The following is a 25,483-nucleotide window of genomic DNA, read 5'->3' on the forward strand; positions in this document are numbered from 1 at the left end:
CTATGGCGACTTCCGCGGCAAGCTCGTGACGCTACAGGACCCCGCTTGCCTTGGGAATCCGAACACTACGGACGCCGGAGGGGTTCTGCTCCTGCAGCGTCCGCCTCGACGGCGCTACTCCCCAGTGTTCACTCAGTAGGGCGTACGGGACTTGAACCCGTGACCGACGGATTATGAGTCCGCTGCTCTGACCAGCTGAGCTAACGCCCCGCGGCGACCGCGCGCACGGCCGTCAGAAGGCGGCGGGAGCGGACGCTGCGTCGGCGGCCGGATCAGCCACCGGCTCACCACGATACAGGCTCTCGAAGGTGCTGATCGTGCGGTTGATGTCGTGCGCCGCGACGATGCGGAGGGAGGCGCGCTTCATGGCCTCGACGGTCTCCGCGTCGGCCGTGAGGACCGTCGTCAGGCGATCGGCCAGGGCCTCGGCGCTGCCCGGCTCGAAGAGGAAGCCGTTCTCACCGTCGTGCACGAGGTGCGGCAGGGCCATCGCGTCGGCGGCGACGACCGGGAGGGCCGAGGCCATCGCCTCCATGGTCGCGATGCTCTGCAGCTCGGCGATCGACGGCATGGCGAACACGGTGGCGCGGGTGTACGCCTCCTTCAGCTCGGCGTCGGAGACGTAGCCGGTGAAGCGGACTCGGTCGGCGATGCCGAGCGTGGCCGCGAGCTGCTGCAGGTTGCGCATCTGGTCGCCGCCGCCGACGATCTCGAGCTTCGCGTCGAGCGAGGAGTCAAGCAGGGCCACGGCGCGCAGCAGGACGTCGATGTGCTTCTCGCCCGTCACGCGGCCGACGAAGAGGATCGAGTTGCCGGTGCGCGGCGTGAAGTCAGGGGTGTAGTTGTCGGCGTCGATACCGCAGGAGATGGCGTGCACGCCCCGGAGGCCGGTGGCGGTCTCGAGGAACTGCGCGGCTTTGCGGGTCGGCGTGGTCACCGACTCCGCCCGGCCGAAGGTGCGCCGCGCGGCCCGCCACGCCATTTGCACGGCCTTGGCCTGCACCGCCTTGGGTAGCAGGGTGAACTCGAGCATGTTCTCGGGCATGAAGTGGTTCGTTCCGATGATGCGGATACCGCGCTTGGCGGCCTCGATGCCCAGGCCGCGACCGACGATGATGTGCGACTGGAAGTGCACGACGTCGGGTTTGACCTCGTCGAGGATGCGCGCGCTGTTCTGGCGGATCCGCCACGGCATCGCAAAGCGCAGCCAGTCGTGCGGAAACCAGCGCCAGCTGTAGAGCCGATGCACGATCATCCGCTGGCCCTCGTGGGTCTCGACCCGGGTGCCGCTCCAGCCGTCGGCCGAGGGAGCGACGACATGGACCTCGTGGCCGCGCTGAGCGAGGCCGGCAGCGAGACGCTCGGCGAACTTGGCGGCACCGTTCACGTTCGGTGCGAAGGTGTCGCAGCCGATCACGACCGTCAGCGGTCGGGCGTCGGGCGACTCCGGTCGAGACGCATCGCGGGATTCTGACACGGGGTGGGTCCTATCGGTGTCGTGCCGCTCGTGGAGAGGAAGGAGCGATCGGCGGAGGTCGGTCGGTTTCAGGGCTCTCGGCGGGTCCCATTGTAGGCAGAGGAGTCCTCACCACCCGGGAGCCCGCGCCGCGCGGCTCAGCGAGCCTGCGGGTGGTGCTTCGCGAGCAGGAAGACTCCGTAGATGGCGACGACTCCGGCGACGATGAAGAGCGGGATCGCCCAGGGCGCGGCGTACTCCGCCTCCCCGAGCACGACGATGCCGATCGCGACGGCGACCAGCGGATCGATCACGGTGAGGCCCGCGACGACGAGGTCCGGTGGCCCGGACGAGTACGCGTTCTGCACGAAATAGCCTCCGAGCGCGGTCGCGGCCAGGAGGGCCACGATGCAGACCACCGTCAACGGATCGAACTCGCCGTACTTGATGCGGTTGAGCACGACCTTCGCGAGGGTCGCGACGAAGCCGTAGACCACGCCCGCTCCGACGATGTAGAAGATCGCCTTCGCCCCGCGCCGGAAGACGCGGAACGCGATCACGAAGACGGTGAGCACGACCGCGAGGATCACCAGGATCGTGATGAGCTCCGGCGTCTGGATCGACTTGTCGACCGAGTTGAAGGCGGCGACGAGCACGAAGGTGCCCACCCCGCCGACACAGAGCACGATCGCCCGCACGGAGGCGCGGTTCAGGCGCACGCGGCTGACCCGCGCGTTGACGACCGCCGTGATGACCAGCGCGACCGCGCCCAGCGGCTGAACGACGATCAGCGGGGAGAAGCCCAGGCTGGTGAGCTGGAAAACGATCGCGAGAGCGAGCAGCAGCGTGCCGATCACCCACGAGGGCCGTGAGAGCAGCGCGAACAGCTGACCACCGCTCAGACCCGACGAGCCGGAGCGCTTGGAGAACCGCTCGACCTTGGCGACTCCGCGATGCTGGAACTGGGCACCGAGCGAGAGGAACACCGCGCCCACCAGGGCGATCGGGATGCCGATGAACTTCGCCGGGTCGTTGACGAGTTCGGCGAGATCGGCGGGCATGGGGTCGACCCTACCCAGATCCGATCGCCGAGTCCTCCGACGCACGGGTGAGCGGACAAGCCTGGCGGATGATCCCGCCGGGAGCCGCACGGGCCCCGCGATACCCTGAGCGCATGGCCGTCCTCCCCATCCGCATCGCCGGCGACCCCGTCCTGCACTCCCCCGCCGCTCCCGTCATCGCCTTCGACGACGCCCTCCGCACGCTCGTCGCCGACATGTTCGAGACGATGGACGCGGCGCCCGGAGTCGGCCTCGCCGGCCCTCAGGTCGGAGTGCCGCTGCGGCTCTTCGTGTACGACTACGCCGACGACGACGGCACGCCCCGTCGCGGAGTCGCGATCAATCCTGAGCTCTACGTCACGCCGACTCCGCTCGGCGAGGCCGACGAGGACACCGAGTCGGAGGGCTGTCTCTCGTTCCCGGGCGAGCGGTTTCCACTGCGCCGCTCAGAGCGGGCGATCCTCCGCGCGGTCGACCTTGATCAGGAGCCGTTCGAGATCGTCGCGGACGGCTGGTTCGCGCGCGTCTTCCAGCACGAGTTCGACCACCTCGACGGTGTGCTCTACACCGACCGCCTCGAGCACGAGTACCGCAAGCCCGTCGCGAAGATCACCCGCAAGCGCGGCTGGGGCGAGCCCGGCGTCTCCTGGCTGCCCGGCGTCGAGCACCTCGAGGACTGACTCAGGCCAGGTCGACCCCGTGCACGCCGTTGTGGTGGCGGACCGCGGGGAAGGAGGCGGTGACGCTGCGGCCGACCCCGGGCGTGCGCTTCTCAGTGACGTCGCCGCCGAAGAGCGCCGCCCGCTCGCGGAGCTCCGACAGCTCTGGGCTGTCGATGCGCTCGGTGAGCGAGCGCAGATCCGCCGCGAGATCGCTCGCGTCCTCCTCCGCCGCACCGTGACGCTCCCGGTCGTCGTCCACCTCGACGCGCAGGCCCGTCGGCGTCCAGCGCGAGCTGATCCGCACCTCGGTGCCGGCACCACCGGTGGCCAGAGCGGAGTCGAAGGCGTACTCGAGCACACGCTGCACGGCGACCTCGGCCCCGTCCTGCAGGACGAACGGCTCGCCGAAGGTCTCTTCGCTCACAGCGAGACCGCGCTCGCGAGCATCCTCGATCAGCGGGGCAGCGCCTCCGGACCGCGGCAGATCGCCGGGGTCGACAGCGGCGACCGTCGCGATGCGGCGCAACTGGGCGAGCGAGGCCTCGGCGGCGTGCACCGCACGCCGGGCCGAACGCGCGGCAGCGGCGGGATCCCGATCGATGGTGAGCCGGACGCTCTCAGCCTCCTCGACGACATGCGAGGCGCTGCGCACGGCGAGCTGCTCGAGCTCGCCGACGATGCGCAGCCGCGCCTCCTGCTCGCGAACGGCCAGTTCGAGGCGCACGACGCGCGCTGCCTCCTCCGCTCGGCCCGCGGCGGCTCGACGCGCGGCGCCGTCGGCACGGCGCCAGAGCACGACGGATCCGATCAGGGCGAGCAGGACGATGACGAGGACGACTTCGAGCACGACGGCCTCCGGAGCGGTGGGGTGGGATCGGCGCAGGTGACGCCGGAGTGAGATGGTACTCGCGACCGGGTCGTCGCGGCTGAGGTCATCGCGGAAGTGGCGGCCGTGGATCAGGCGTCGGCGCGGACCGAGCGCGTCACGGTGAATCGCCGATCGCGGGCCACGACCTTCGTCGGGCCGATCGCACGGCGCAGCTCGGCGGGATGCGCGAGATGCGAGTTGAAGACGGTCCAGAGCTCGCCACCGGGCCGCAGCACGCGGCCGGCCGCCCGGAGCATCCGGCGGGCCACGAGATCGGTGACGGCGCCGTCCGAGTGGAACGGCGGGTTGCAGAGGACGACGTCGACGGAGGCGGGGGCGAGGGTGGAGGCGTTGTCGTCGCGGAGCACTCGCACGGTCACTCCGGCGCCCGCGGCGGTCGCCCGCGCGGAGTCGACGGCGAGGCGAGAGGTGTCGGTCGCCGTGATCGCGAGATCGGGGCGGGCCCGGGCCAGAACAGTAGCGAGGATCCCGGTGCCGCAGCCGAGGTCGAGCGCGGTGCCGCCGGGGAGCGCCACCGGGTCGAGGGCGGCGAGAAGGGCCCGAGTGCCGAGGTCGAGCCGGGCGCCGGCGAAGACGCCCGGCAGCGCGACGACGTCGAACCCGAACTCGTCGAGGCGGCGTCTCTCGGGAGCCGGAGCCGCGGGCTGCTCGGAGCGGGCGCCGCTCGCGATCAGCGCGCGGGACTTCTGCCGGGCGAGGCTGACGTCGACCCGCTCGTAGCGCTCGGCGAGCACGCCGTTCATCGCGTGCGTCATGTGCTTGATCCGCCCCGCGCCGGTCAGTGCCGCTCCGGGAGCGGCGAGAGCGACGTCGGCCGTGATCGCCGCGAGGGCGTCGAGGGAGCGCGGGAGACGCAGCAGGACCGTCTCCGCGCCGCGCACCGCCTCGGCGACGGAGTCGACCGTGTCGATCGGCGCGAGCACGATTCCCGCCGCGCGCACCGCTTCCGCGTTGAGGGCCAGCGCGCGCTCGGCGGTGATCGAGTCCTGCACGACGCGGACGGAGGCTCCGTCGGCCGCGAGCGCGAGGCTCAGCGCTCCGTAGGCGTCGCCGATCACGGCGACGCGGCCGCGATCGGCGGCGAGATCGAGCAGGAGGCGATCGCTCGCGTCCACGGCGACCAGCGCGGGGGCCTCGACGTCGGGGCGACGGCGGAGCAGTGCCAGCACGTCCTCGCGCATTGCGCCTCCGATCGTCGACGCCAGAATTGGCGGGTGCACAGGGACCGGCACGCGCACACGGATGCACACGGGCGGGCGAGCGCCCCCGGGCATGAAAAAGGGCCCGAGAGTGGAGTCTCAGGCCCTTCGCTCCCCGACTTGGACTCGAACCAAGAACCTACCGGTTAACAGCCGATTGCTCTGCCAATTGAGCTATCGAGGATCATCCGACCACCCGGGGGCGATCAGCGCGCTACTACTTTAGCAAACTCTCCGTGAACGCAAAATCGGCCCGCCTCCCGGGGCACGCGCTAGTAGCCGGCGCGAGGATCGACGCGGCCGAGCAGTGGCGAGCCGGCGGCCACAGCGGCGACATTGGCGCGGACGCGCTCCGCCAGGAGCGGCGAGGTCATCTCGGGGGTGTCGGCACTGTGCGGGGTGATCAGACAGCGCGGCTCGCTCCAGAGCGGATGCCCATCCGGGAGCGGCTCGGGGTCGGTGACGTCGAGAGCCGCACCGGCGAGGCGCCCCTCGGCCAGCGCGGCGACGAGAGCGTCGGTGTCGACCAGGGTCCCCCGCGCCACGTTCACCAGCACCGCGTGCTCGGGCAGCCGCGCGAGGAGGCCCGCGTCGACCATCCGCTCGGTCCCGGGCGTGGCCGCAGCCGCCAGCACGAGCACGTCGGCATCGGCGACCACCTCCGCCAGCCGGTCGCTCGAAACTGTGCGGGCCGCCCCCTCCACCGGCTCCTCGCCGCGGCGCACCACGCTCACGCGGCAGTCGAACACGCCGAGCAGCCGCAACAGCTCGCGGGCGATGCCCCCGGCTCCCACGATCACGACGGAGGCGCGGTGCAGCGTGACCGCGCGCTTCGCGCCCCACGAGTCGGCGCGCGCCCGCTCGGGCAGCGAGCGCAGCAGAGCGAGCACCAGCGCGAGGGCGTGCTCGGCCACCGGCTCGGCGTAGGCGCCCTTGGCGCTGGTCCAGACGAGGTCCGCGCGGGCGGAGGCGAGGAGCGGCACGAAGACGTCGACTCCCGCCCACGGCAGCTGCACCCACCGGATCGACGGGTGCTCCTCCAGCGCGGCCGCCAGCTCGTCGAGTCGCCCGTACGAGAGCCAGAGCAGTGCGTCGGGATCGTCATCGAGGCCGACCACGACTCCGCCGCCGGCCTCGATCGCCTCGGCGAACACCGGCTTGGGCCGCGGGAGCACCGCGATCCGTGGCACCGTCATCCTTCCACCGCCTCGACGCGCTGCGCCCGCGAGGCGTCGAAGCGCTCGTACTCGGCGAACGCGGCTCCGAGTTCGCGCACGTACGGGTGGCGCGCCTCGATCAGCACATCGAGCAGCGGGCCGTAAGCGACGACCTCGCCTCCGACCAGCACCGCGATCCGATCGGTCGCGCGGCTCAGCACGTCGATGTCGTGGCTGACGACCACGGCCGCGAACCCCTCCTGTCGGCGCAGATCGGTGAGCAGATCGACGATCGACTCCCGGACCGTCGCGTCGATGCCCGAGGTCGGCTCGTCGGCGATGAGGACCGTCGGGCCCAGCACGAGCGCACGGGCGATGGCGACCCGCTGTCGCTGGCCGCTCGACAGCTCGTAGGGGTAGCGGTCGAGCAGGAACAGTGGCAGGTGCACCGAATCGAGCAGCGTCGCCACCCGCACGCCGGCCGCGCGCGGGTCGTAGTGCCGGTCGCGGAGGAAGATCGGCTCGGCGATCAGCTCCGAGACGGTCAGCTCGGGGCGGAGCGCCGCGCCGGCGTCCTGCGCCAGGTGCGCCACGTCGACGGTGAAGCGCTTGAGCTCGCGCGCAGGCAGCGAGCGGAGGCGGTGCCCGGCGACGGTCGCGTCCCCGCCGACGATCACGGGGCGTGTGCGGCCGCCGGCGGTGCCGAGACCGTCCCCGCCGAGCACGCGCGCGAGCGTCGACTTGCCCGAACCGCTCCCGCCGAGGACCCCGAGCACCTCCCCCGGCTCGACCCGCAGGCTGACGCCCCGCAGCGCCGTCCACCGGCTGCTGATGCCGCGCGGCGGGTACTCGACGCTGAGGTCGTCGACGACGATCGGCGCCGGATCCTCGACCGGGCGGCTCACGCTCGGCGCTCCGCCTCGGTGATGCTGCGCAGCAGCTCACGGCGCTCGGCCTGCTCCGCCGGGTCCGGCACGGGCAGGGAGGCGAGCAGACGCTGCGTGTAGGGGTGCTTCGGCGCGGCGAGCACCTCGGCTCCCGTGCCCTCCTCGACCAGCTCGCCGCGGTAGAGCACCGCGATCCGGTCGGCGAGCAGATCGACGACGGCCAGGTCGTGGCTGATGAACAGCGAGGCGAAGCCGAACTCGCGCTGGAGTTCGGCGAAGAGCTCAAGCACCCGGGCCTGCACCGACACGTCCAGCGCCGAGGTCGGCTCGTCGGCGATCAGCAGCGTCGGCTCGAGCGCGAGCGCCCGCGCGAGGCTGGCGCGCTGGCGCTGGCCGCCGGAGAGCTCGTGCGGGTACCGGTCGCCGTACGATCGGGGCAACTGCACGGCCTCGAGCAGCTCGTCGACGCGCGCCCGCGCAGCGGAGGCATCGCCGGCCCGGCCGTGCACGATCAGGGGCTCGGCCACGCACTCCGCGATCGTGAGCAGCGGATTGAAGCTCGACGCCGGATCCTGGAACACGAAGCCGATATCGCCACGCACCGGACGGAAGGCCCGCTCGCGGATGCCGCGCATCTCCTTGCCGAGGACCCGCAGCGATCCGCCGGTCACCGGCGTGAGGCCGGCGATCGCCCGGCCGATGGTGGTCTTGCCCGAGCCGCTCTCTCCGACGAGGCCGAGCACCTCGCCCGCACGGATGCGGAAGGAGACGCCGTCGACCGCGACGAAGCCGGGTCGGCCGAGCCGGCCCGGGTACTGGATCCGCAGGCCGTCGGCCTGGACCACGGTCTCGGCCTCGGGCGCCTGGGCGCGCTCGACGGCGCGGGCGCGGGCGCGCTCGACGCCCTGGCCCACGTGCGGCACGGCGGCCAGGAGCTTCCTGGTGTACTCGGCCTTCGGGACCGAGAACAGCTCGGCGACCGTCGCCTCCTCGACGAGCTCGCCCTGGTACATCACGGCGACACGGTCGGCCAGGTCGGCGACGACGCCCATGTTGTGGGTGATCAGCACGATCGACGTGCCGAACTCGTCGCGGCAGCGGCGGAGCAGATCGAGGATCTCGGCCTGCACCGTCACATCGAGCGCGGTGGTCGGTTCGTCGGCCACGATCAGGCCCGGGTCGAGCACGAGAGCCATCGCGATCACGACACGCTGCTTCTGCCCGCCGGAGAACTGGTGCGGGTAGTAGTCCACCCGCTTCTCCGGCTCGGGGATGCCGACGGTGCGCAGGACCTCGATCGCGCGCTGCCGCGCCTCCTTCTTCGAGACGGAGCCGTGGGCGCGCAGCCCCTCGGCGATCTGCCAGCCCACCGTGAAGACGGGGTTGAGCGCCGTCCCCGGCTCCTGGAACACCATCGCCACGTCGGTGCCGCGCAGTTCGCGCAGGCGCGCCTTCGGGACAGACACGACATCGGTGGCCGAGCTGCCGTCCTTCTTCGAGAGCAGCACGACGCCGGAGGCGGTGGCCGTCTCGGGGAGCAGACCCAGGATCGTCTTCGCCGTTACGGTCTTGCCGCTGCCGGACTCGCCGACGATCGCGAGCACCTCGCCGCGCTCGACACGGAGGCTGACCCCGGCGACGGCGCGGACGGCTCCGCGGTCACTCGCGAAGGCGACCTCGAGATCGGTGATGTCGACGATCGGGCGGCCGTGGCCACGATCGGTGCGCTGGTCGCTCATCGCGTCCCCTCCACTCCGGCGACGGGATCGTGCCCCGGCGTCTCCACGCCGTCGGCGGCGAGCACGCCGCCCGGCACGACGGATGTCGCGGCCACGTCTCCGGAGCCGGCGGCCACCGCGCGCCGACCACGCAGGCGCGGGTCGGCCAAGTCGTTGAGGCTCTCGCCGACGAGGGTGATGCCCAGCACCACCAGCACGATGGCCAGGCCGGGGAACACCGAGGTCCACCAGATGCCGCTCGTGACGTCGGAGAGCGCCTTGTTGAGGTCGTAGCCCCACTCGGCGGCCGAGGTCGGCTCGATGCCGAAGCCGAGGAACCCCAGGCCCGCGAGGGTCAGGATCGCCTCGGACGAGTTGAGCGTGAAGATCAGGGGCAGGGTCCGGGTGGCGTTGCGCAGGACGTGACGGAACATGATCCGCGGCGTCGACGCTCCGATGACCTTCGCCGACTCGACGAAAGCGTCGCCCTTGATCCGGACCGTCTCAGCCCGGATCACACGGAAGTACTGCGGGATGTAGACGACGGTGATCGAGACCGCCGCTGCGAGGATGCCGGCCCAGAGATTGGACTGGCCGCCCGAGATGACGATGGACATGACGATCGCCAGCAGCAGGGTCGGGAACGCGTAGATCGCGTCGCAGATCACCACGAGCACCCGGTCGAGCCAGCCGCCGAGGTAGCCGGAGACGAGGCCGAGGAAGACGCCGAGGAAGATCGAGAGCACCACGGCGACCACGATCACCAGGAACGCGGTCTGCGCGCCCCAGATCACCCGGGAGAGCACGTCGTAGCCGCCGACGGTCGTGCCGAGCAGGTGCTCGGCGCTCGGCGGCTCCTGCGCACCGAACGAGCCGTCTCCGTTGCGCAGCTGCGAGTACCCGTAGGGCGCGATCAGCGGGGCGAGGAGCGCGACCAGGAGGAAGGCGCCCGTGATCACGAGGCCGGTGATGAGCATCCCCCGCTGGAGGCCGACGCTCTGACGGAGCTGGCGGAGGACCGGCAGGCGGTCGACGAGGCGGCGGCGCGGACGCGCCGGGGCGGTGGTGCTCATGCTCAGTACCTCACTCGCGGGTCGATGAGCGCCGCGATGACGTCGACGATGAAGTTGGTCAGCGCGACGATCACCGCGAGCAGGGCGACGATGCCCTGCACGGCGACGAAGTCGCGCGCCTGGAGGTACTCCGCGAGCTGGAAGCCGAGGCCCTTCCACTCGAAGGTGGTCTCGGTGAGGACGGCCCCGCCGAGCAGCAGCGCGATCTGCAGGCCGATCACGGTGATGATCGGGATGAGCGCGGGCCGGTAGGCGTGCGTGCGGACCAGGCGGAACTCGCTCACTCCGCGGGAACGGGCGGCGTCGACGTAGTCGGTGCCCAACGTGCCGATCACGTTCGTGCGCACCAGGCGGAGGAAGATGCCCGCCGTGAGCAGGCCCAGCGCGACAGCAGGCAGCACCGCGTGCGAGAGTACGTCGCTGATCGCCGCCGGATCCCCGGTCTGGATCGCGTCGATGAGGTAGATGCCGGTCTTGTTCTCGAGGAACTGGAGCGAGAGCTCGGTGCTCGTGGAGGCCCTCCCCGCGACGGGGAACCACTTGAGCCAGACCGAGAAGACCAGCTTGAGCAGCAGGCCCGCGAAGAAGACGGGCGTGGCGTAGCAGAGGATCGCGAAGATGCGCAGCACCGCGTCAGGGGTGCGGTCGCGGTGGTAGGCGGCGAGCATCCCGAGCGGGATGCCGACGAGGAACGCCACGATCAGGGCGTAGAAGGCGAGCTCGACCGTCGCCGCACCGTAGGTGACCAGCACCTCGGTGACCGGGCGGCCGTCGCTGAGGGTGGTACCGAAGTCGCCGGTGAGCAGCTTGCCGAGGTACTCGAGGTACTGCACGATCAGCGGCCGGTCGTAGCCCGCCGCGGCGACGCGCTCGGCGAGCTGATCGGCGGTCAGGCGTCCGCCGAGCGCCGCGGTGATCGGATCGCCGGTCGAGCGCATGAGCAGGAACACCATCGTCACGAGGATGAAGACGGTCGGGATGATGAGCAGGAAGCGGACGAGCAGATAGCGCCCGAGTCCGCCTCCGGAGCCGCGCGGTCGCCGGGTGGGCGCCGTCGCCGCAGCCGTCGTGGCTGTCGTCACGTGATGCCTTTCGTGGAGAACGGCCGGCGCCTCCTGTCGGGGAGGCGCCGGCCGTGAGGGGTGGATCAGCCCTTGCTGAACGCGGCGTAGCGGACCTTGAACGACGCGTCGAGCGTGTCCTCGGCCCCGCTGACGGTTCTGCCGACGACCGCGACCTGCGAGCCCTGCAGGTAGGGGACGGTCGACAACTGCGCCGCGACCTTCTCCTGGATCTGCTCGATCAGCGCGGTGCGCTCAGCGGGGTCGGTGGTCGAGACCTGCTGGGCGATCAGACTCTGCACCTCCGCGTCGTCGTAGTGGTTCGCGAGGAAGTTCTCCTTGATGAAGAACGGTGACAGGTAGTTGTCGGCGTCGGAGTAGTCGGGGAACCAGCCGAGCTGGTACGCCGGGTAGACGTCGCTCGAGCGGTCCTTCGAGTACTGCACCCACTCGGTGGTCTGCAGGTTCACCGTGAAGAGCCCCGTCGACTCGAGCTGGTCCTTGATCAGCGCGTACTCGTCGCCAGAGGACGGACCATAGTGGTCGTTCGAGTACTGCAGGTTGAGCGTGACCGGGCCGGTGACGCCGGCGGCCGCGAGGGTCGCCTTGGCCTTCTCAGCGTCGGGCGCTCCGTTGCCGTCGCCGTAGAGCGACTTCAACGGCTCGACCGCGCCGGTCAGGCCGGCCGGGACGTAGGAGTACAGCGGGGTGTAGGTGCCCTTATAGACCTGGTCGGCGATCTCGTCGCGGTCGATCAGATCGGCCACGGCCTGGCGCACGGCCAGCGCCTTCGTGCTGTCGGCCTCTGCCGTCGTCGCGCCGAAGGGCTGGGTGTCGAAGTTGAAGACGATGTAGCGGATCTCGCCGCCGGGACCGTCGACGACCTTCACCCGGTCGTTGCCGCGCAGATCCTCGACGTCGGTCGCCGAGAGGCTGCGCAGGGCCACGTCGATGTTGCCCTCCTGGATGTCCAGTTTGAGGTTGGAGGAGTCGGCGTAGTACTTGACGTTCACGGTGCCGGTCCTGGCCTCGCCGAGCACGCCCTGGTAGTCGGGGTACACCTTGTACTGGATGAGATTGTTCACGTCGTAGTTCGCGATCGTGTACTGGCCGGCGAACGCGTTCCCCGAGACGATGTCGGTGTCGGGCGTGAGCTCGTCGGCCGAGAACACCTCTTCGTCCACGATCGGGCCGGCGGGGCTCGAAAGGATCTGCGGGAAGGTCTGATCGTTCTCGGACTTGAGCGTAAACACCACGGTCGTGTCGTCGGGAGCCGCGACGCTGTCAAGGTTCGCGAGCAGCGACGACGGGCCGTTCTCCGCCGCGATGCCGACCTGGCGGTCGAAGGAGAACTTCACGTCGGAGGAGGTGAGGTCGTGGCCGTTGGCCCACTTCAGTCCCTCCTTCAGCGTCACGGTGTACTCGGTGGGCGAGGTGAACTCGGCCGACTCGGCGATGTCCGGCTCGACGTCCGGGCTGCCGTAGGGAGTGTTCATCAGGAACGGGAACACCTGGTTCATCACGGCGAACGAGCCGTTGTCGTACGAGCCGGCGGGGTCGAGGCTGGTGATCTTGTCGGTGGTGCCGATGGTCAGGGCCCCTCCGGCGCTGCCGCCGGACGAGTCGTTCCCGCCGGCGGAGCAGCCCGCCAGCACGAGCGCGACCGCGGCGAAACCTGCCGCAGCGGCGAGTGCGCGGGTACCGCGGGTGGATGCGGATGTCATCTCCGTCTGCCTCTTCCTGTCAGGGATGGTATGCGGGCGCGCACAGGGCGCACGGACTCTCGGCACACAGGTCACCTGTGGGCAGTGGCGTCACGACGCTGGACGCCCGCATTGCTGTTCCTCAGTCGTAACACAGTTGAGAACCGACTCCGAACCCCAGCGGGGGTGCCGCGGATTTCTTCACACGACCGCAACACGCTCATCGGGAGCGCCTCACTCTGTGCGCAGCGCACGCTTCTGGCGCTCGAGCTCGACCAGCCGCACTTGCACCGCCCGCGACATCACGGGGTCGGCGGAGGCTCGCTGCAGCGCCCCGCGCAGCTCCGCGATCTCGCGAAGCAGGTCGCGCTCGATCAGCGAGATCGCCACATCGCGGGCGTAGCGGGTCAGGCCGGCCTCATCGGCGGCGGGGATCGGCGCGACGGCGAGCTGGCGCACCAGGGAGGCGAACGGACCGGGGACGTCGGCGGCGACGTGCTCGACCCAGTCGCGGTCCTCCGCCCGCTCGAGGTTCGCGACCACGGAGTCGCGCACGACGCGCAGGGTCTCGTTGGTGACGGCCGCGTGCGCGGCGCGCGTGAGCAGCTCCGAGCCCATCGCCTGGGGCAGCTGGAGCATCGCCATGAGCGCCTCGCGCTCGATCCGCGTGACGACGTCGACCGGAAGGTCGGCAAGGCGGGCGCCGAGCGGAGGCTCGACGGCAGCGCCCTCGCCGTTGCGCGGCTCGCCGTCCGGCGGCACGCGGTTCTGCCGATCGCGGTTCTGCTGATCGCGGTTCTGGCCACCGGAGGAGCGCGAGCGCGAGCCGGCGGACCGCACCGCGGAGTTCACCTCGGCCATGTCGAGGCCCAGCATGCGGGCGAGCTCGCGCGAGTAGCCGGGCCGGAGGGCCGGATCACGGATCTCAGCCACCACGGGAGCGGCCGCGCGTAGCGCCGCGATCCGCCCCTCGACCGTCTCGAGGTCGTAGCGGTCGAGCAGCTGACGGATGACGAATTCGAACATCGGCTTCTTGTCGTCGATCAGCCTGCGCACGGCGTCGTCACCCCGGTTCAGGCGTAGGTCGCAGGGGTCGAGGCCCTCGGGCGCGACGGCGACGAAGGTCTGGGCGGCGAAGCGGTGCTCCTCCTGGAACGCGCGCATCGCCGCCTTCTGCCCTGCCGCGTCTGGATCGAAGGTGAAGACCACCTCGCCCACTCCGCTGTCATCGCCGAGGACCCGGCGCAGCACCTTGATGTGGTCGACGCCGAAGGAGGTGCCGCAGGTGGCGACGGCGGTCACGACGCCGGCCAGGTGGCAGGCCATCACGTCGGTGTAGCCCTCGACCACGACCACCTGGTGGCCGCGTGCGATCGCCCGCTTCGCGAGGTCGAGCCCGTAGAGCACCTGCGACTTGTGGTACACGGGCGTCTCGGGAGTGTTCAGGTACTTGGGCCCCTTGTCCTCCTCGAGCAGACGACGGGCGCCGAACCCCACGGTCTGCCCGGTGACGTCTCGGATCGGCCAGACCAGGCGGCCACGGAAGCGGTCGTAGACGCCGCCCCGGTTGCTGCTGCTGACCAGTCCCGCCGCCGTCAGCTCCTCCTCAGAGAAGCCGCGGCGCGTGAGCGCGGTCGTCAGACCGTCCCACCCGTCGGGGGCGAAGCCCACTCCGAACCGGTCGGCCGCTGCACGGTCGAAACCGCGCTCGCCGAGGAAACGGCGGCCCACATCGGCTCCGGGAGTCGCGAGCTGCCCACGGAAGAACTCCTCGGCCGCGTCGTTCGCCGCGAGTAGCCGAGCGCGCCCGCCTGTCTCGGGAGCACGACCGCCGTCGTCCTCGTAGTGCAGCGGGAAGCCGATGCGGCCGGCCAGCCGCTCGACCGTCTCGCTGAACGAGGTGTGGTCCATCTTCATGATGAAGCTGTAGACGTCACCAGACTCCTGGCAGCCGAAGCAGTGGTAGAAGCCCGCCTGCGGTCGCACGTGGAAGCTGGGGCTCCGCTCGTCGTGGAAGGGGCAGAGGCCCTTGAGCGAGCCGACTCCGGCCGATTTGAGGGTGACGTACTCGCCGATCACGTCACCGATGTTGGTGCGCGCCTTGACCTCTTCGACATCTGACTGTCGGATCCGAGGCATGGGCTCCATCGTATCCGCCCGGGCCTCCCCCTCGGCGGGCTGCGCGGACTCGGGCAGGCGGGATGCGCTCCGGCTCGCCCGGTCGGCGCGATCCGACCTGCCGGAGGCGTTCCGTCCGGGCGGAGAGGGCCACGCAACCGGGTGCGGTGGCCCGCGTCAGCACAGCCGTTCGAACCAGGCCAGCGCGCTCTGATCGGTGAGGTTCGCCACCTGGTCGACGACCACTCTGCGGCGGGCCTCGTCGTGCGGGGCGGCGCGCCAGTCCTCGGCGAACCCCGGCTCGAGCGTGCCGGGGCCCCGCTCGAACAGGGTGTCGGCGAGTCGGGTGAGCACTTCGCGCTGCTGCGCGTAGATCGGCTGACGGGTGTTGCGCGACATCACGAAGGCGGCGACGATGCCCTTCAGCACGGCGATCTCGGCCTGCTGCTCCCGGGGGACGACCACGTGGCCGCCGAAGCGGACGAGATCGGGGTGCTGGTACGCCTCCCTCGTCGACTCGGTGGCGGCGGCGGCGAAGCGGCCGATGAGCTGGCTGGTCAGGTTCTTCAGCCGGGCCTGGTCGCGGCGCGAGCCGTCCCAGGAGGAGACCCAGACGTCGAGGGAGTCGAGGCGGTCGAACGCGGCGACGAGCTCCTCGTGGTCGACCTCGCCGCCGACCCAGGAATGCATCGACGTCACGAGCTCGTCGTGGTCGGCGCGGGAGCCGAGCGCCCCGACGTCGATGTAGCCGGAGACGACCGCATCCTCGAAGTCGTGCACCGAGTAGGCGATGTCGTCGGAGAGGTCCATCACCTCGGCCTCGATGCAGCGCACACCCTCCGGTGCTCCCTCCCGCATCCAGGCGAAGGCGGGAGCATCGTCGGCGTAGAAGCCGAACTTGGCGCGCCCCGACGGGTCGGCGACCGAGCGGGTGTCCGGCCAGGGGTACTTGCAGCTCGCGTCAAGACTGGCGCGGGTCAGGTTGAGGCCGTAGGGCCGCTCGTCGTCGCCGAAGACTTTGGGCTCGAGCCGGGTGAGCAGGCGGAAGGTCTGCGCGTTGCCCTCGAAACCGCCGATGCCCTCGGCCCACGCGTTCAGCGCGCGCTCGCCGTTGTGGCCGAACGGCGGATGACCGATGTCGTGGGCGAGGCAGGCGGTGTCGACGACGTCCGGATCGAGGTCGAGGCTGGTGGCGAGCTCACGGCCGATCTGCGCGACCTCGAGCGAGTGCGTCAGGCGGTTGCGCGCGAAGTCGACGCCTGCGGTCGGGCTGAGCACCTGTGTCTTCGCCGCCAGGCGGCGCAGAGCACTGGAGTGGAAGAGCCGGGCCCGGTCGCGGGCGAAGTCGGAGCGACGGGTCGAGTGGTCCTCCGGGAGGAAGCGCTCGGTGTCGACGAGCGAGTACCCCCAGAGCGCACGGTCATCCACCGCTGTTGTGGATCTCGGCTGCCGAGACCGCGTCGCGCTGCACGGAGTCGAGCTCGCGGGAGTCGAGCCAGCGGTCGGGCAGGGACGGGGTCTTCGGGGATCCTGCACGCCCCCGCTGCCCCTCCGCGGCCTCGCCGGGGTACGGCTGCGACCAGTCGAGCGTTCCCAGCAGCTCGTCGAGCTGCGCGAGGGACTCGACCGTCGCGAGACGGGCGCGGAGGTCGCCGCCGACGGCGTAGCCCTTGAAGTACCACGCGACGTGCTTGCGGATGTCGCGGCAGCCCCGCTCCTCGCTCTCGAAGAAGTCGACCAGCAGCTCGGCGTGACGACGGAACGCCTCCGCGACCTGCCCGAGCGAGGGCCGGAAGCGCTCGTCGGAGCCGGCGAACGCCGCCGCGAGATCGCCGAAAAGCCAGGGCCGACCGAGGCAGCCGCGGCCGACGACGACGCCGTCGCAGCCGGTCTCGGCCATCATCCGCAGCGCGTCCTCGGCCGACCAGATGTCTCCGTTGCCGAGCACGGGGACGCTTGTGACCGCCTCCTTGAGGGTGGCGACGGCCGACCAGTCGGCGTGGCCGCTGTAGAACTCGGAGGCGGTGCGCGCGTGCAGCGCGATCGACGCGACTCCGGCCCCCTCGGCCGCCCGTGCGGCCTCGAGGTAGGTGAGGTGATCGGAGTCGATGCCCTTGCGCATCTTGACGGTGAGCGGGATCTCGCCCGCGGCCTTCACCGCGCCCTCGACGATCTGGCGGAACAGCGGAAGCTTCCACGGCAGCGCCGCTCCCCCGCCCTTCCGGGTGACCTTGGGCACCGGGCAGCCGAAGTTGAGGTCGATGTGGTCGGCCCTGTCCTCGGCGACGAGCATCGCAACGGCCTCGGCGACCGTTTTCGGGTCGACTCCGTAGAGCTGGATCGAGCGCACCGACTCGCTCGGGTGGTGGCGGATCAGGCGCATCGACTCCGGAGTGCGCTCGACGAGCGCGCGCGACGTGATCATCTCGCTGACGAAGAGCATTCCGGCGGCACCGGCCGTCCCGCCGGCACCGAGGCCGTCGCCGAACTCTCGGCAGAGTCGGCGGAAGGCTGTGTTGGTGATGCCCGCCATGGGGGCGAGCACCACGGGCGCGTCGAGTTCGAGGGGGCCGATCCGCAGCGCCGGCGCGGTGCGCGTGGGCGGGGCCGCCGTGAGAGTGGAGGTCATCGGTATCGATTGTCCCAGATCCTGTGTTGGGGACGTCGGAACGACGAGCGGAGAGGTGGAGAGATGAGCGACAACGAACAGGTGGAGGAGGGCCGGCGGCGGTTCGCGGCGGACGCTGAGGCCCGCGGCCTGGCCATCGAGATCGTCGACCGGCCCGACGCCGGGAGCCTTGCCGAGGCGGCGGAGCTGCTGGGCATCGACCCCGGAGGGATCGTGAAGTCTCTCGTCGTCAAGCGCCACGACGGCGGCTACCTGTTCGCACTCGTGCCGGGTGGGCGCCAGATCGCCTGGCCGAAGCTGCGGGCGGTCGTCGGCGTGAACAAGCTGCGCCTCCCGGACGAGACCGCCGCGCTCGAGGCCACGGGCTACCGCCGCGGCACCATCACTCCGATCGGCTCCACCACCGCATGGCCCGTCTACGCCGACGAGCGGATCCTCGGCCGCCGTATCGCGATGGGCGCGGGCGCCGGCGGCCGCAGCGCCTTCGTCGACGCCGACGCGCTGGTCGCCGCCTACGGTGCGACCGTGGCCGACATCACGGTCGAGGAGCCTCCGCGCTGATCGGCGAAGCCACGTCGACGGGCGGCACGGCGCAGACGCCGCCCTCGCACACGGGCACGCCGGAGGCGCCGAGCATCTCGAACGGCCCGCTCACGCAACGACCGCCCGCTGCTCGAGGACGTGCTCGAGCACCTCGGTGAACGCTGCGGGCTCCTGCGCGCCCGAGACGCCGAAGCGACCGTCGAACACGAAGAACGGCACCCCCGAGATGCCGTACTCGCGGGCCTGCGCCAGATCGGACTGCACTGCGGCGAGGTACCGCTCGTCGTCGAGCGCCCGCCGAGTCTCTGCGGCGTCGAGCCCGACCTCGGCGGCGAGCCCCGCGAGCACCTCGGGGTCGGCGAGGTCGAGCCCCTCCACGAAGTAGGCGCTCAACAGCCGCTCCACGAGCTCGAGCTGGAGCCCCTGGGCCTTCGCGTGGTGGAGAGCCTGGTGGGCGGTGACTGTCTTGACGTGCTGCACCGTCTCGAAGTGGTAGTCGAGCCCGACGCTCGCCGCGATCCCTGTGACGGAGTCGAGCATCTGCTGCGCCTGCGCCTCGGGGATGCCCTTGTGCTCGGCGAGGAACGCTGCCTCTCCCCCGCGATAGTCCTCCGGGGTGTCCGGCGAGAGCTCGAAGCTCCGGTACTCGATCGCCACCTCGGGCGCCTCTGGATGCGCGGCACGGAACGCCTCGAGCCCACGCTCGAACCTGCGCTTCCCGATGTAGCACCACGGGCACGCGATGTCCGACCAGATGTCGACGGAGAGAGGATTCTGCACTGTGCTCACCACCAGGACAACCGCCGCGCCGGGCTCCTATTCCCGGAGCGCCCGGACGTCCTGGAGCACCCGGACGAGCTCGTCCACATCGGACTCGTCGTTCCAGAGGTGGAAGGCCACGCGCAGACGCCCGCCACGGCCCGAGACGCGCAGGCCCGCCGCCTGGAGGCGGGCGAGATCCGCCCCCTCCGCATCCGGCCACGACACGATCGCCCGGTGCTGCGGCTCGCGGTCGAGGCGCTCGCAGAGCGCGTCGCCGAGCCCGGAGGCGTGCGCCCAGACCGCGGCGAGGTCGAGCGAGCGGAACAGCTCGAGCGAGGCCTCTGCTCCCGCGAACGCCTGCCAGGCGGGTGACACGTCGAAGCGGCGCGCGTTCTCGGCGAGGTGCATGGCAGGCCCGTAGCACGAGGACCAGACGTCCTCTCCCGAGTACCAGCCGGCCTGCACCGGGACGAGCTCGGCGGCGTACTCGGGAGACACGGTCAGGAACGCGACTCCGCGGGGCGAGCAGAGCCACTTGTAGGCGTGGGTGAGCGTGGCGTCGAAGCGGGAGGCGTCGACCGGGAGGATTCCCGCGGCCTGGGTGAGATCGCATGCGGTGCGCACACCGCAGCGGGCGGCGGCTTCGATCACGGAGTCGAGGTCGGCGAGCGCTCCGCTGCTCGACTGGACGGCCGAGAACACCACCAGGTCGTCCGCCTCCTCGACGGAGTCGGCCAGCGCCTCCAGCGCGACGGACCGCACGACCACGCCGCGGTGGGCCTGTGCGAGGAAGGGGAAGACGATCGACGAGAAGTCGCCGTCGATGCAGAGCACCCGGGCGCCGTCCGGCAGCGAGGCCGCCAGGACCGCCGCCATCGCCGAGGTCTGCGAGCCGATCGCGACGCGCCCGGCGGGAACGCCGACGATGTCCGCGAATGCGTCCCGGGCCCGCTCCGCGACGGCTCCGTAGCCGACTGCCGTGTTCCCTCCCGACGACCAGCCGTCGAGGTCGGCGCGCAGAGCCGCCACCGTTTCGCGCGGCGGCAGGCCGAGCGTGCAGGCGTTGTGGTATCCGCGAGCACCGGAGAAGCGCGCTCGCAGGTCGGCCTGGTTCGGAAGGGCGGTACTCACCCCTCGAGGATGTCGCCCCAGCGACGGAACGCCAAGACGCGTCGGGCGTCGGGCGCGTCGCAGGAGTCGCGGCTCAGCGGGCCGCGAGAGCGTGGGCCCGCTCGATCACGGCGACGACCTCGCGCGCCTCCCGCACGTCGACCGGCGCCGGCGCTCCCGTGCGAAGGGTCTGCGCGACCTGCTCGAGGAAGGCGGCGTAGCGTCCGCGCTCGCTCGGCACCCGCCGCGACCCCGAGTCGTCGGTGAGCACGCCCCAGGCCCCGGCTGGAACCTCGCCGAAGCCCGGCTCCTCCGGCCGGGACCGGCCGGAGCGCAGTGCGGCCTCCTGGGGATCGAGGCCGTCGATCGAGAAGGCGCCCCTGCTGCCGAGCACGCGTAGGCGCGGGCCCGTTGCACGGGCGACGCGGCTCATCGTGAGGTGCGAGCGCACACCGCCCCCGTGCAGGAGCGAGACGAACGCGTCGTCCTCGCTCGCTCCTCCCGGATGGACGACGCGCGTCTCGGCGGCCGTCACGCTCGCAGGACCGAACAGCATCAGGGCCTGGTCGACGAGGTGACTGCCGAGATCGAAGAGGATCCCGCCACCCTCGTGCGTGCCGATCCGGTTCTGCCAGCGCCCCGTCTTCGGCGTGCTCCAGCGCTCGAAGGTCGACTCGAAGCGGAACACCTCGCCGAGCGCACCCTCGGCCAGCAGACGGCGCAGGGTGAGCAGGTCGGAGTCCCAGCGCCGGTTCTGGAACACGAACACGGGCGCGCCGCTCGCCTCGGAGGCGGCGATGATCGCGTCCGCGTCGGCCGTGCTCGGCGCGAAGGGCTTGTCGATCACCACCGCCGCTCCCGCGGCCAGGGCGGCCTCGGCCTGCTCGCGGTGCACAGACGGCGGAGTGGCGAGCACGACGAGATCGGGCTGCTCGGCGAGCACCGCCTCGAGGTCGGGAACGATCTGCGCCGCAGAATGGGCTGAGGCGGCGGAGGCGGCGCGATCCGGGTCTCGGGTGGCGACGGCGACCACCTCGAAAGCCGGGTCGGCCGCGAGGAACGGACCGTGGAAGACGCTGCCGGCGAGCCCGAAGCCGACGATGCCGACCCGGATCACGCGGAGGCTCCCGGCACGTCCACCGCGCCGCCGAAGCGCCGCGACCGACCGGAGTAGCGCTCGATCGCCTCCCACAGATCGGTGCGGCTGAAGTCCGGCCAGAGCCGGTCGAGGAACACCATCTCGGCGTAGGCGCTCTGCCAGAGCAGGAAGTTGCTGGTGCGCTGCTCGCCCGAGGAGCGCACGAACAGATCGACGTCGGGCAGCTCGGGCACGTAGAGCGCCCGCGCGATTGTCTTCTCTGAGATGCCGGACGGCGTGAGTCGCCCCGCAGCGACCTCTGCGGCGAGCCGCTGGACCGCGTCGGCGATCTCGGTTCGGCCTCCGTAGTTGACGCACATGGTGAGGGTGAGCACGTCGTTGCCGGCGGTCAGCCGCTCGGCGAACTGGAGCTCGTTGATCACGGAGGCCCAGAGCCGGGGCCTCCGACCGGCCCAGCGGATGCGCACGCCCCACTCGTTCAGCTGGTCGCGGCGTCGGTGCAGCACATCGCGGTTGAAGCCCATCAGGAAGCGCACCTCCTCGGGCGAGCGCTTCCAGTTCTCGGTCGAGAACGCGTAGACGCTGAGGTGCTTGACGCCGACCTGGATCGCGCCGGCCACCACGTCCAGCAGCGCCGCCTCGCCGCGCTTGTGGCCCTCGATCCTCGTGAGGCCGCGGGAGTTGGCCCACCGGCCGTTGCCGTCCATCACGATCGCGACGTGGGCGGGCACCGCCCTGCGCGGGATCGCCGGCGGCTGGATCCCGGTCCAGTCGAGGGGGCGGTACGGCTCGGCGTCCTTGTGTGTGAACGGCTTCATCGGGTGACGTGCTCCAGGGATCTCAGTCCGCGTTCGAGGTGGAACTGCGTGTAGGCGGCGACGACTCCGCTCGCTCGGGACCGCGTGGTCGGCTCGGTCGTCTCGGCGTGGGCCCAGTCTCCTGTCAGCAGGGCACCGAGCAGGACCACGACCTCGGGGGCGACGCGCGGGGCGCCGGGCGGCGTGCAGTCGGCGCAGACGACGCCTCCGAGCTGGATCACGACCGCGCCGTGCGGGCCTGGGGCTCCGCAGCGCGCGCAGTCCTCGAAGCTCGGGGCCCAGCCCGCGATCGAGAGGGCACGCAGGAGGTAGGAGTCGAGGGTGAGCACCGCTTCGTGCTCATGGCGAGAGAGCGAACGCAGGGCACCGACCAGGAGGAGGTACTGCTGCAGCGACGCATCGGCGTCGGTCAGCCGATCGGCCGTCTCGACCATCGCGCTCGCGGCCGTGTAGCTGTCGTAGTCGGCGGCGATCAGCGCCCCGTAGGCGCCGAGGGACTCGGCCTGCGTGACGATGTCGAGGCTCCGGCCCTCGTAGAGCTGGAGGTCGGCGACCATGAACGGCTCAAGCCGCGAGCCGAACTTCGAGCCGGTCTTGCGCACCCCCTTGGCGACGGCGCGGATCTTGCCGTGGCCGCGCGAGAGCAGGGTCACGATGCGGTCGGCCTCGCCCAGCTTGTGCGTGCGGAGCACCACGGCTTCGTCACGATAGGTGGGCATGGACGCGATTATCCTCCCCACCACCGACACCGGCCTGCACGCGGGGCCGGGCGTGGAACGATGGGCGTCGTGGCAGCGACTCTCTTCGTGATCCCGGCCTGGGCCGATCTGCTCGCAATCGCCATCGGCTGCCTGCAGGGCGCGATGTTCGCGGGAGAGTTCCGAGACCGCCGCATCGACCTGCTCGGAGTGACGATCATCGGCACGGCGACCGGTCTCGGCGGCGGCGTGCTGCGCGACCTGCTGCTGCAGACCCCGCTGGCGGCACTGCACACGAACGCGTACCTCCTGGTCGCGGTCGCCGCCTCCCTGCTCGGGATGCTGCTGCAGCACGTGCTGAACCGCGTCGACGGGACGATCACCGCCCTCGACGCGCTCACCCTCGGCCTGTTCGGCGCGATCGGCACGACCAAGGCGCTGGCGCTCGGCGTCCCGGAGGTGCCCGCGGTGTTCGTCGGGACCGTGTCGGCGGTCGGCGGCTCGGTCGTGCGCGACATCCTGCTCAACCGACCGATCGCGCTGATGCACGTCGGCTCGCTGTACGCGATCGCCGCGACGGCCGGCACCGTGGTGCTGGTGACGGCGCTGCGCTTCGGGATGGTGATCGACTACGCGGCACCGCTGGCCGTCGCCGTCACCACCGTGATCCGCCTCCTGGCGGTGCGCTACGGCTGGAGCCTGCCGGAGCAGCGGGCGCTCAGCCGGGTGCCGCGCCTGCGCTGGCGCGGCCGCGCCTGACGCCGGCACGCCGTCAGGGAGCGCGCCACCGTCGAGGGAGCCTCGGGGCGGAGGCTCCCTCGACGGTCCCGGGTTCCCTCGGGAAAGGGCGCGTCAGACGGAGGCGGTCGCCAGCTCGATCGCCGGAGTGGTCTCGCGCAAGGCACGGTTGACGGCCGACACGATCGCCTTCAGGGAGGCGGTCGAGATGTCGGCGTCGACGCCCACGCCCCACAGGGTGCGGCCGTTCACGGTGCACTCCACATAGGAGGCGGCGAGCGCGTCGCCACCGGCGCTCAGCGCGTGCTCGACGTAGTCCAGCACGTGCACGTCGATCCCCTGCTGTTCCAGCACGGCCTCGAAAGCGTTGATGGGTCCGTTGCCGCGCGAGCTCGCCGCGATGCTCTCGTCTCCGACCCGCAGGACGGCCTCGAGGGCGATGCTGCCGCCCAGGTCGCTCGAAGTGCTGGTGTGCATCAGCTCGAAGCGCCCCCACTTCTCGTCGGAGCGCTCGACGGGCGCCGGCAGGTACTCGTCCTGGAAGATCGCCCAGATCTGCTCGCTGGTGACCTCGCCGCCCCCGGCGTCGGTCTTGGCTTGGACCACTCCCGAGAACTCGATCTGCAGGCGGCGCGGCAGATCGAGCGCGTGGTCGGTCTTCAGCAGGTAGGCGACGCCTCCCTTGCCCGACTGCGAGTTGACGCGGATGACCGCCTCGTAGGAGCGGCCCAGGTCCTTCGGGTCGACCGGCAGGTACGGCACGGCCCAGGTGAGCTCGTCGACGCTGCGGCCCGTGCGCTCGGCCTCGGCCTGCATCGCCTCGAAGCCCTTCTTGATCGCGTCCTGGTGGGAGCCGCTGAACGCGGTGAAGACGAGATCGCCGGCCCACGGGCTCCGCTCGGGCACCGCCAGCTGGTTGCAGTACTCGGCGGTGCGCTTGATGCCGTCCATGTCGCCGAAGTCGATCTGCGGGTCGATGCCCTGGGTGAACAGGTTCACGCCCAGCGCGACCAGGTCGACGTTGCCGGTGCGCTCACCGTTGCCGAAGAGGCAACCCTCGATCCGGTCGGCGCCGGCCAGGTAGCCCAGCTCGGCGGCGGCGACGGCCGTCCCGCGGTCGTTGTGGGGGTGCAGCGACAGGATGATGTTCTCGCGCTGAGCCAGGTTGCGGCTCATCCATTCGATCGAATCGGCGTAGACGTTGGGGGTGGCCATCTCGACGGTGGCCGGCAGGTTGAGGATCACCTTGCGCTCGGGAGTGGGCTCGAAGACCTCGACGACACGGTCACAGATCTCGCGCGCGAAATCGAGCTCGGTGCCGGTGTAGCTCTCGGGCGAGTACTCGTAGTAGACCGTCGTGCCGGGGACGGTCGACTCCATCTCGCGGCACATGCGCGCGCCGGCCAGAGCGATGTCGATGATGCCCTGGCGATCCTTGCGGAACACGACCTCGCGTTGCAGCACGCTGGTGGAGTTGTAGAGGTGCACGATCGCCTGACGGGCGCCGCGGATAGACTCGTAGGTGCGCTCGATCAGATGGTCGCGCGCCTGCGTCAGCACCTGGATCGTGACGTCCTCCGGGATCGCGCCCTCCTCGATCAGACTGCGCACGAAGTCGAAGTCGGTCTGACTCGCGCTCGGGAAGCCGACCTCGATCTCCTTGTAGCCCATGCGGACCAAGAGATCGAACATGATCCGCTTGCGCTCGGGGCTCATCGGGTCGATCAGCGCCTGGTTGCCGTCGCGCAGGTCGACCGCGCACCAGCGCGGCGCGGTCGTGATCCGCTGGGTCGGCCAGGTGCGATCGGGCAGGTCGACGGTGATCTGCTCGTGGTAGGGCCGGTACTTGTGGATCGGCATGGGCGAGGGCTTCTGGGTGTTCTGCATGGTGTGCTCTCCTGGCGCGGGGACGCGCTCGTGTCTGGTCTCGCTCGGGTCTGTGCCCGCTCGAACGGTGTGCCCGCTCGAACGATGCGGGCTCGAGTCCGATGCGGTTCCGAGCCCGGTCCGGCTCGCGTGCGTCCGGGCGGGATCCGCGTGCGGACGGACTCGCTGGCGAGGGTGTGGTCAGCCGACGGCGAACTCCGCGACGAGGGGGGCCT

At 71.0% G+C, this 25,483-nt stretch carries 22 protein-coding genes and 2 tRNA genes; 3 read left to right on the forward strand and 21 right to left on the reverse strand.

What is annotated here, in order from left to right; translation table 11 throughout:
- Positions 1 to 136: 136 nt before the first annotated feature.
- The 3 genes from GSU10_RS08725 to GSU10_RS08735 all read right to left on the reverse strand — a co-directional run bounded on the left by GSU10_RS08725 (position 137) and on the right by GSU10_RS08735 (position 2,517).
- Positions 137 to 210: transfer RNA gene (locus GSU10_RS08725), tRNA-Ile, on the reverse strand.
- Positions 211 to 232: 22 nt separating this feature from the next.
- On the reverse strand, positions 233 to 1,477 hold the full coding sequence (locus tag GSU10_RS08730; RefSeq protein WP_068210999.1) for a glycosyltransferase: 1,245 nt from the start codon (positions 1,475 to 1,477) through the stop codon (positions 233 to 235).
- A 137-nt stretch (positions 1,478 to 1,614) separates the two neighbouring features.
- Complete coding sequence (locus GSU10_RS08735; protein WP_068211001.1) at positions 1,615 to 2,517, reverse strand: DMT family transporter; 903 nt, start codon at positions 2,515 to 2,517, stop codon at positions 1,615 to 1,617.
- A 113-nt stretch (positions 2,518 to 2,630) separates the two neighbouring features.
- On the opposite strand from GSU10_RS08735, the gene def reads away from it, so the two are divergent.
- Positions 2,631 to 3,197 (forward strand): peptide deformylase, encoded by a 567-nt coding sequence (def, locus tag GSU10_RS08740; protein ID WP_068211004.1) that lies wholly within the window; start codon positions 2,631 to 2,633, stop codon positions 3,195 to 3,197.
- 1 nt (position 3,198) lies between these two features.
- Here the strand turns inward: def and GSU10_RS08745 are convergent, their stop codons facing one another.
- From GSU10_RS08745 to dusB, 12 genes are all read right to left on the reverse strand, one after another.
- A complete protein-coding gene (locus GSU10_RS08745) occupies positions 3,199 to 4,026 on the reverse strand; it encodes a sensor histidine kinase (protein WP_068211006.1) in 828 nt (275 codons plus the stop codon).
- A gap of 110 nt (positions 4,027 to 4,136) precedes the next feature.
- Positions 4,137 to 5,249 (reverse strand): class I SAM-dependent methyltransferase, encoded by a 1,113-nt coding sequence (locus GSU10_RS08750; protein WP_132504201.1) that lies wholly within the window; start codon positions 5,247 to 5,249, stop codon positions 4,137 to 4,139.
- 129 nt (positions 5,250 to 5,378) lie between these two features.
- A tRNA-Asn gene (locus GSU10_RS08755) sits at positions 5,379 to 5,451 on the reverse strand.
- Positions 5,452 to 5,539: 88 nt separating this feature from the next.
- Positions 5,540 to 6,463 (reverse strand): D-isomer specific 2-hydroxyacid dehydrogenase family protein, encoded by a 924-nt coding sequence (locus GSU10_RS08760; RefSeq protein ID WP_132504199.1) that lies wholly within the window; start codon positions 6,461 to 6,463, stop codon positions 5,540 to 5,542.
- Positions 6,460 to 7,329 carry an ABC transporter ATP-binding protein gene (locus GSU10_RS08765; protein WP_068213391.1) on the reverse strand — a complete coding sequence of 290 codons (870 nt, stop codon included), beginning with the start codon at positions 7,327 to 7,329 and terminating at the stop codon, positions 6,460 to 6,462. The genes GSU10_RS08760 and GSU10_RS08765 overlap by 4 nt, the downstream gene beginning before the upstream one ends.
- Complete coding sequence (locus tag GSU10_RS08770; RefSeq protein WP_132504197.1) at positions 7,326 to 9,050, reverse strand: ABC transporter ATP-binding protein; 1,725 nt, start codon at positions 9,048 to 9,050, stop codon at positions 7,326 to 7,328. The genes GSU10_RS08765 and GSU10_RS08770 overlap by 4 nt, the downstream gene beginning before the upstream one ends.
- Positions 9,047 to 10,102, reverse strand: a complete 1,056-nt coding sequence (locus GSU10_RS08775; RefSeq protein WP_068209742.1) for an ABC transporter permease — start codon at positions 10,100 to 10,102, stop codon at positions 9,047 to 9,049. Before GSU10_RS08775 ends, GSU10_RS08770 begins: the two co-directional genes overlap by 4 nt.
- A 2-nt stretch (positions 10,103 to 10,104) precedes the next feature.
- A complete protein-coding gene (locus tag GSU10_RS08780; protein ID WP_068209744.1) occupies positions 10,105 to 11,184 on the reverse strand; it encodes an ABC transporter permease in 1,080 nt (359 codons plus the stop codon).
- A 65-nt stretch (positions 11,185 to 11,249) separates the two neighbouring features.
- Positions 11,250 to 12,887, reverse strand: a complete 1,638-nt coding sequence (locus GSU10_RS08785; RefSeq protein WP_068209747.1) for an ABC transporter substrate-binding protein — start codon at positions 12,885 to 12,887, stop codon at positions 11,250 to 11,252.
- Positions 12,888 to 13,100: 213 nt separating this feature from the next.
- Positions 13,101 to 15,005 (reverse strand): DNA primase, encoded by a 1,905-nt coding sequence (gene dnaG, locus GSU10_RS08790; protein WP_068209750.1) that lies wholly within the window; start codon positions 15,003 to 15,005, stop codon positions 13,101 to 13,103.
- Positions 15,006 to 15,161: 156 nt separating this feature from the next.
- Positions 15,162 to 16,412 carry a deoxyguanosinetriphosphate triphosphohydrolase gene (locus GSU10_RS08795; RefSeq protein WP_132504195.1) on the reverse strand — a complete coding sequence of 417 codons (1,251 nt, stop codon included), beginning with the start codon at positions 16,410 to 16,412 and terminating at the stop codon, positions 15,162 to 15,164.
- The gene (gene dusB / locus GSU10_RS08800) at positions 16,405 to 17,613 is read right to left on the reverse strand and encodes a tRNA dihydrouridine synthase DusB (RefSeq protein ID WP_132504193.1); all 1,209 of its coding nucleotides are present in this window, start codon (positions 17,611 to 17,613) and stop codon (positions 16,405 to 16,407) included. The genes GSU10_RS08795 and dusB overlap by 8 nt, the downstream gene beginning before the upstream one ends.
- Before the next feature lie 63 nt (positions 17,614 to 17,676).
- Between dusB and GSU10_RS08805 the strand changes: the two genes are divergently transcribed.
- On the forward strand, positions 17,677 to 18,174 hold the full coding sequence (locus tag GSU10_RS08805; protein WP_068209753.1) for an aminoacyl-tRNA deacylase: 498 nt from the start codon (positions 17,677 to 17,679) through the stop codon (positions 18,172 to 18,174).
- 90 nt (positions 18,175 to 18,264) lie between these two features.
- Here GSU10_RS08805 and GSU10_RS08810 read toward each other — a convergent pair whose 3' ends face one another.
- From GSU10_RS08810 to recO, 5 genes are all read right to left on the reverse strand, one after another.
- Positions 18,265 to 18,936, reverse strand: coding sequence for a DsbA family oxidoreductase (locus GSU10_RS08810; RefSeq protein WP_068209779.1), 672 nt, complete (start codon positions 18,934 to 18,936; stop codon positions 18,265 to 18,267).
- A gap of 36 nt (positions 18,937 to 18,972) precedes the next feature.
- Complete coding sequence (locus tag GSU10_RS08815) at positions 18,973 to 20,049, reverse strand: aminotransferase class V-fold PLP-dependent enzyme (RefSeq protein ID WP_068209756.1); 1,077 nt, start codon at positions 20,047 to 20,049, stop codon at positions 18,973 to 18,975.
- A gap of 73 nt (positions 20,050 to 20,122) precedes the next feature.
- Positions 20,123 to 21,145 (reverse strand): Gfo/Idh/MocA family protein, encoded by a 1,023-nt coding sequence (locus GSU10_RS08820; protein ID WP_132504191.1) that lies wholly within the window; start codon positions 21,143 to 21,145, stop codon positions 20,123 to 20,125.
- Positions 21,142 to 21,945 (reverse strand): isoprenyl transferase, encoded by an 804-nt coding sequence (locus GSU10_RS08825; RefSeq protein ID WP_068209759.1) that lies wholly within the window; start codon positions 21,943 to 21,945, stop codon positions 21,142 to 21,144. Before GSU10_RS08825 ends, GSU10_RS08820 begins: the two co-directional genes overlap by 4 nt.
- Positions 21,942 to 22,664 (reverse strand): DNA repair protein RecO, encoded by a 723-nt coding sequence (recO, locus tag GSU10_RS08830; RefSeq protein WP_068209762.1) that lies wholly within the window; start codon positions 22,662 to 22,664, stop codon positions 21,942 to 21,944. Before recO ends, GSU10_RS08825 begins: the two co-directional genes overlap by 4 nt.
- Positions 22,665 to 22,733: 69 nt before the next feature.
- On the opposite strand from recO, the gene GSU10_RS08835 reads away from it, so the two are divergent.
- Positions 22,734 to 23,402 carry a trimeric intracellular cation channel family protein gene (locus GSU10_RS08835; protein WP_236713566.1) on the forward strand — a complete coding sequence of 223 codons (669 nt, stop codon included), beginning with the start codon at positions 22,734 to 22,736 and terminating at the stop codon, positions 23,400 to 23,402.
- A gap of 93 nt (positions 23,403 to 23,495) precedes the next feature.
- On the opposite strand, the gene leuA is transcribed toward GSU10_RS08835, so the two are convergent.
- The gene (leuA, locus tag GSU10_RS08840) at positions 23,496 to 25,268 is read right to left on the reverse strand and encodes a 2-isopropylmalate synthase (protein WP_068209768.1); all 1,773 of its coding nucleotides are present in this window, start codon (positions 25,266 to 25,268) and stop codon (positions 23,496 to 23,498) included.
- Between the last annotated feature and the right edge of the window lie 215 nt (positions 25,269 to 25,483).

It is taken from the genome of Rathayibacter tanaceti, from assembly GCF_009834165.1.
In the GTDB taxonomy this organism is placed as follows: domain Bacteria; phylum Actinomycetota; class Actinomycetes; order Actinomycetales; family Microbacteriaceae; genus Rathayibacter; species Rathayibacter tanaceti.

Bases quoted from the DNA above. Each gene is read 5' to 3' on its own strand.
- GSU10_RS08735 (WP_068211001.1), bottom strand. From the start codon at position 2,517: ATGCCCGCCGATCTCGCCGAACTCGTCAACGACCCGGCGAAGTTCATC.
- def (WP_068211004.1), top strand. From the start codon at position 2,631: ATGGCCGTCCTCCCCATCCGCATCGCCGGCGACCCCGTCCTGCACTCC.
- GSU10_RS08750 (WP_132504201.1), bottom strand. From the start codon at position 5,249: ATGCGCGAGGACGTGCTGGCACTGCTCCGCCGTCGCCCCGACGTCGAG.
- GSU10_RS08760 (WP_132504199.1), bottom strand. From the start codon at position 6,463: ATGACGGTGCCACGGATCGCGGTGCTCCCGCGGCCCAAGCCGGTGTTC.
- GSU10_RS08770 (WP_132504197.1), bottom strand. From the start codon at position 9,050: ATGAGCGACCAGCGCACCGATCGTGGCCACGGCCGCCCGATCGTCGAC.
- GSU10_RS08775 (WP_068209742.1), bottom strand. From the start codon at position 10,102: ATGAGCACCACCGCCCCGGCGCGTCCGCGCCGCCGCCTCGTCGACCGC.
- GSU10_RS08785 (WP_068209747.1), bottom strand. From the start codon at position 12,887: ATGACATCCGCATCCACCCGCGGTACCCGCGCACTCGCCGCTGCGGCA.
- dnaG (WP_068209750.1), bottom strand. From the start codon at position 15,005: ATGCCTCGGATCCGACAGTCAGATGTCGAAGAGGTCAAGGCGCGCACC.
- dusB (WP_132504193.1), bottom strand. From the start codon at position 17,613: ATGACCTCCACTCTCACGGCGGCCCCGCCCACGCGCACCGCGCCGGCG.
- GSU10_RS08805 (WP_068209753.1), top strand. From the start codon at position 17,677: ATGAGCGACAACGAACAGGTGGAGGAGGGCCGGCGGCGGTTCGCGGCG.
- GSU10_RS08825 (WP_068209759.1), bottom strand. From the start codon at position 21,945: ATGAAGCCGTTCACACACAAGGACGCCGAGCCGTACCGCCCCCTCGAC.
- recO (WP_068209762.1), bottom strand. From the start codon at position 22,664: ATGCCCACCTATCGTGACGAAGCCGTGGTGCTCCGCACGCACAAGCTG.
- leuA (WP_068209768.1), bottom strand. From the start codon at position 25,268: ATGCAGAACACCCAGAAGCCCTCGCCCATGCCGATCCACAAGTACCGG.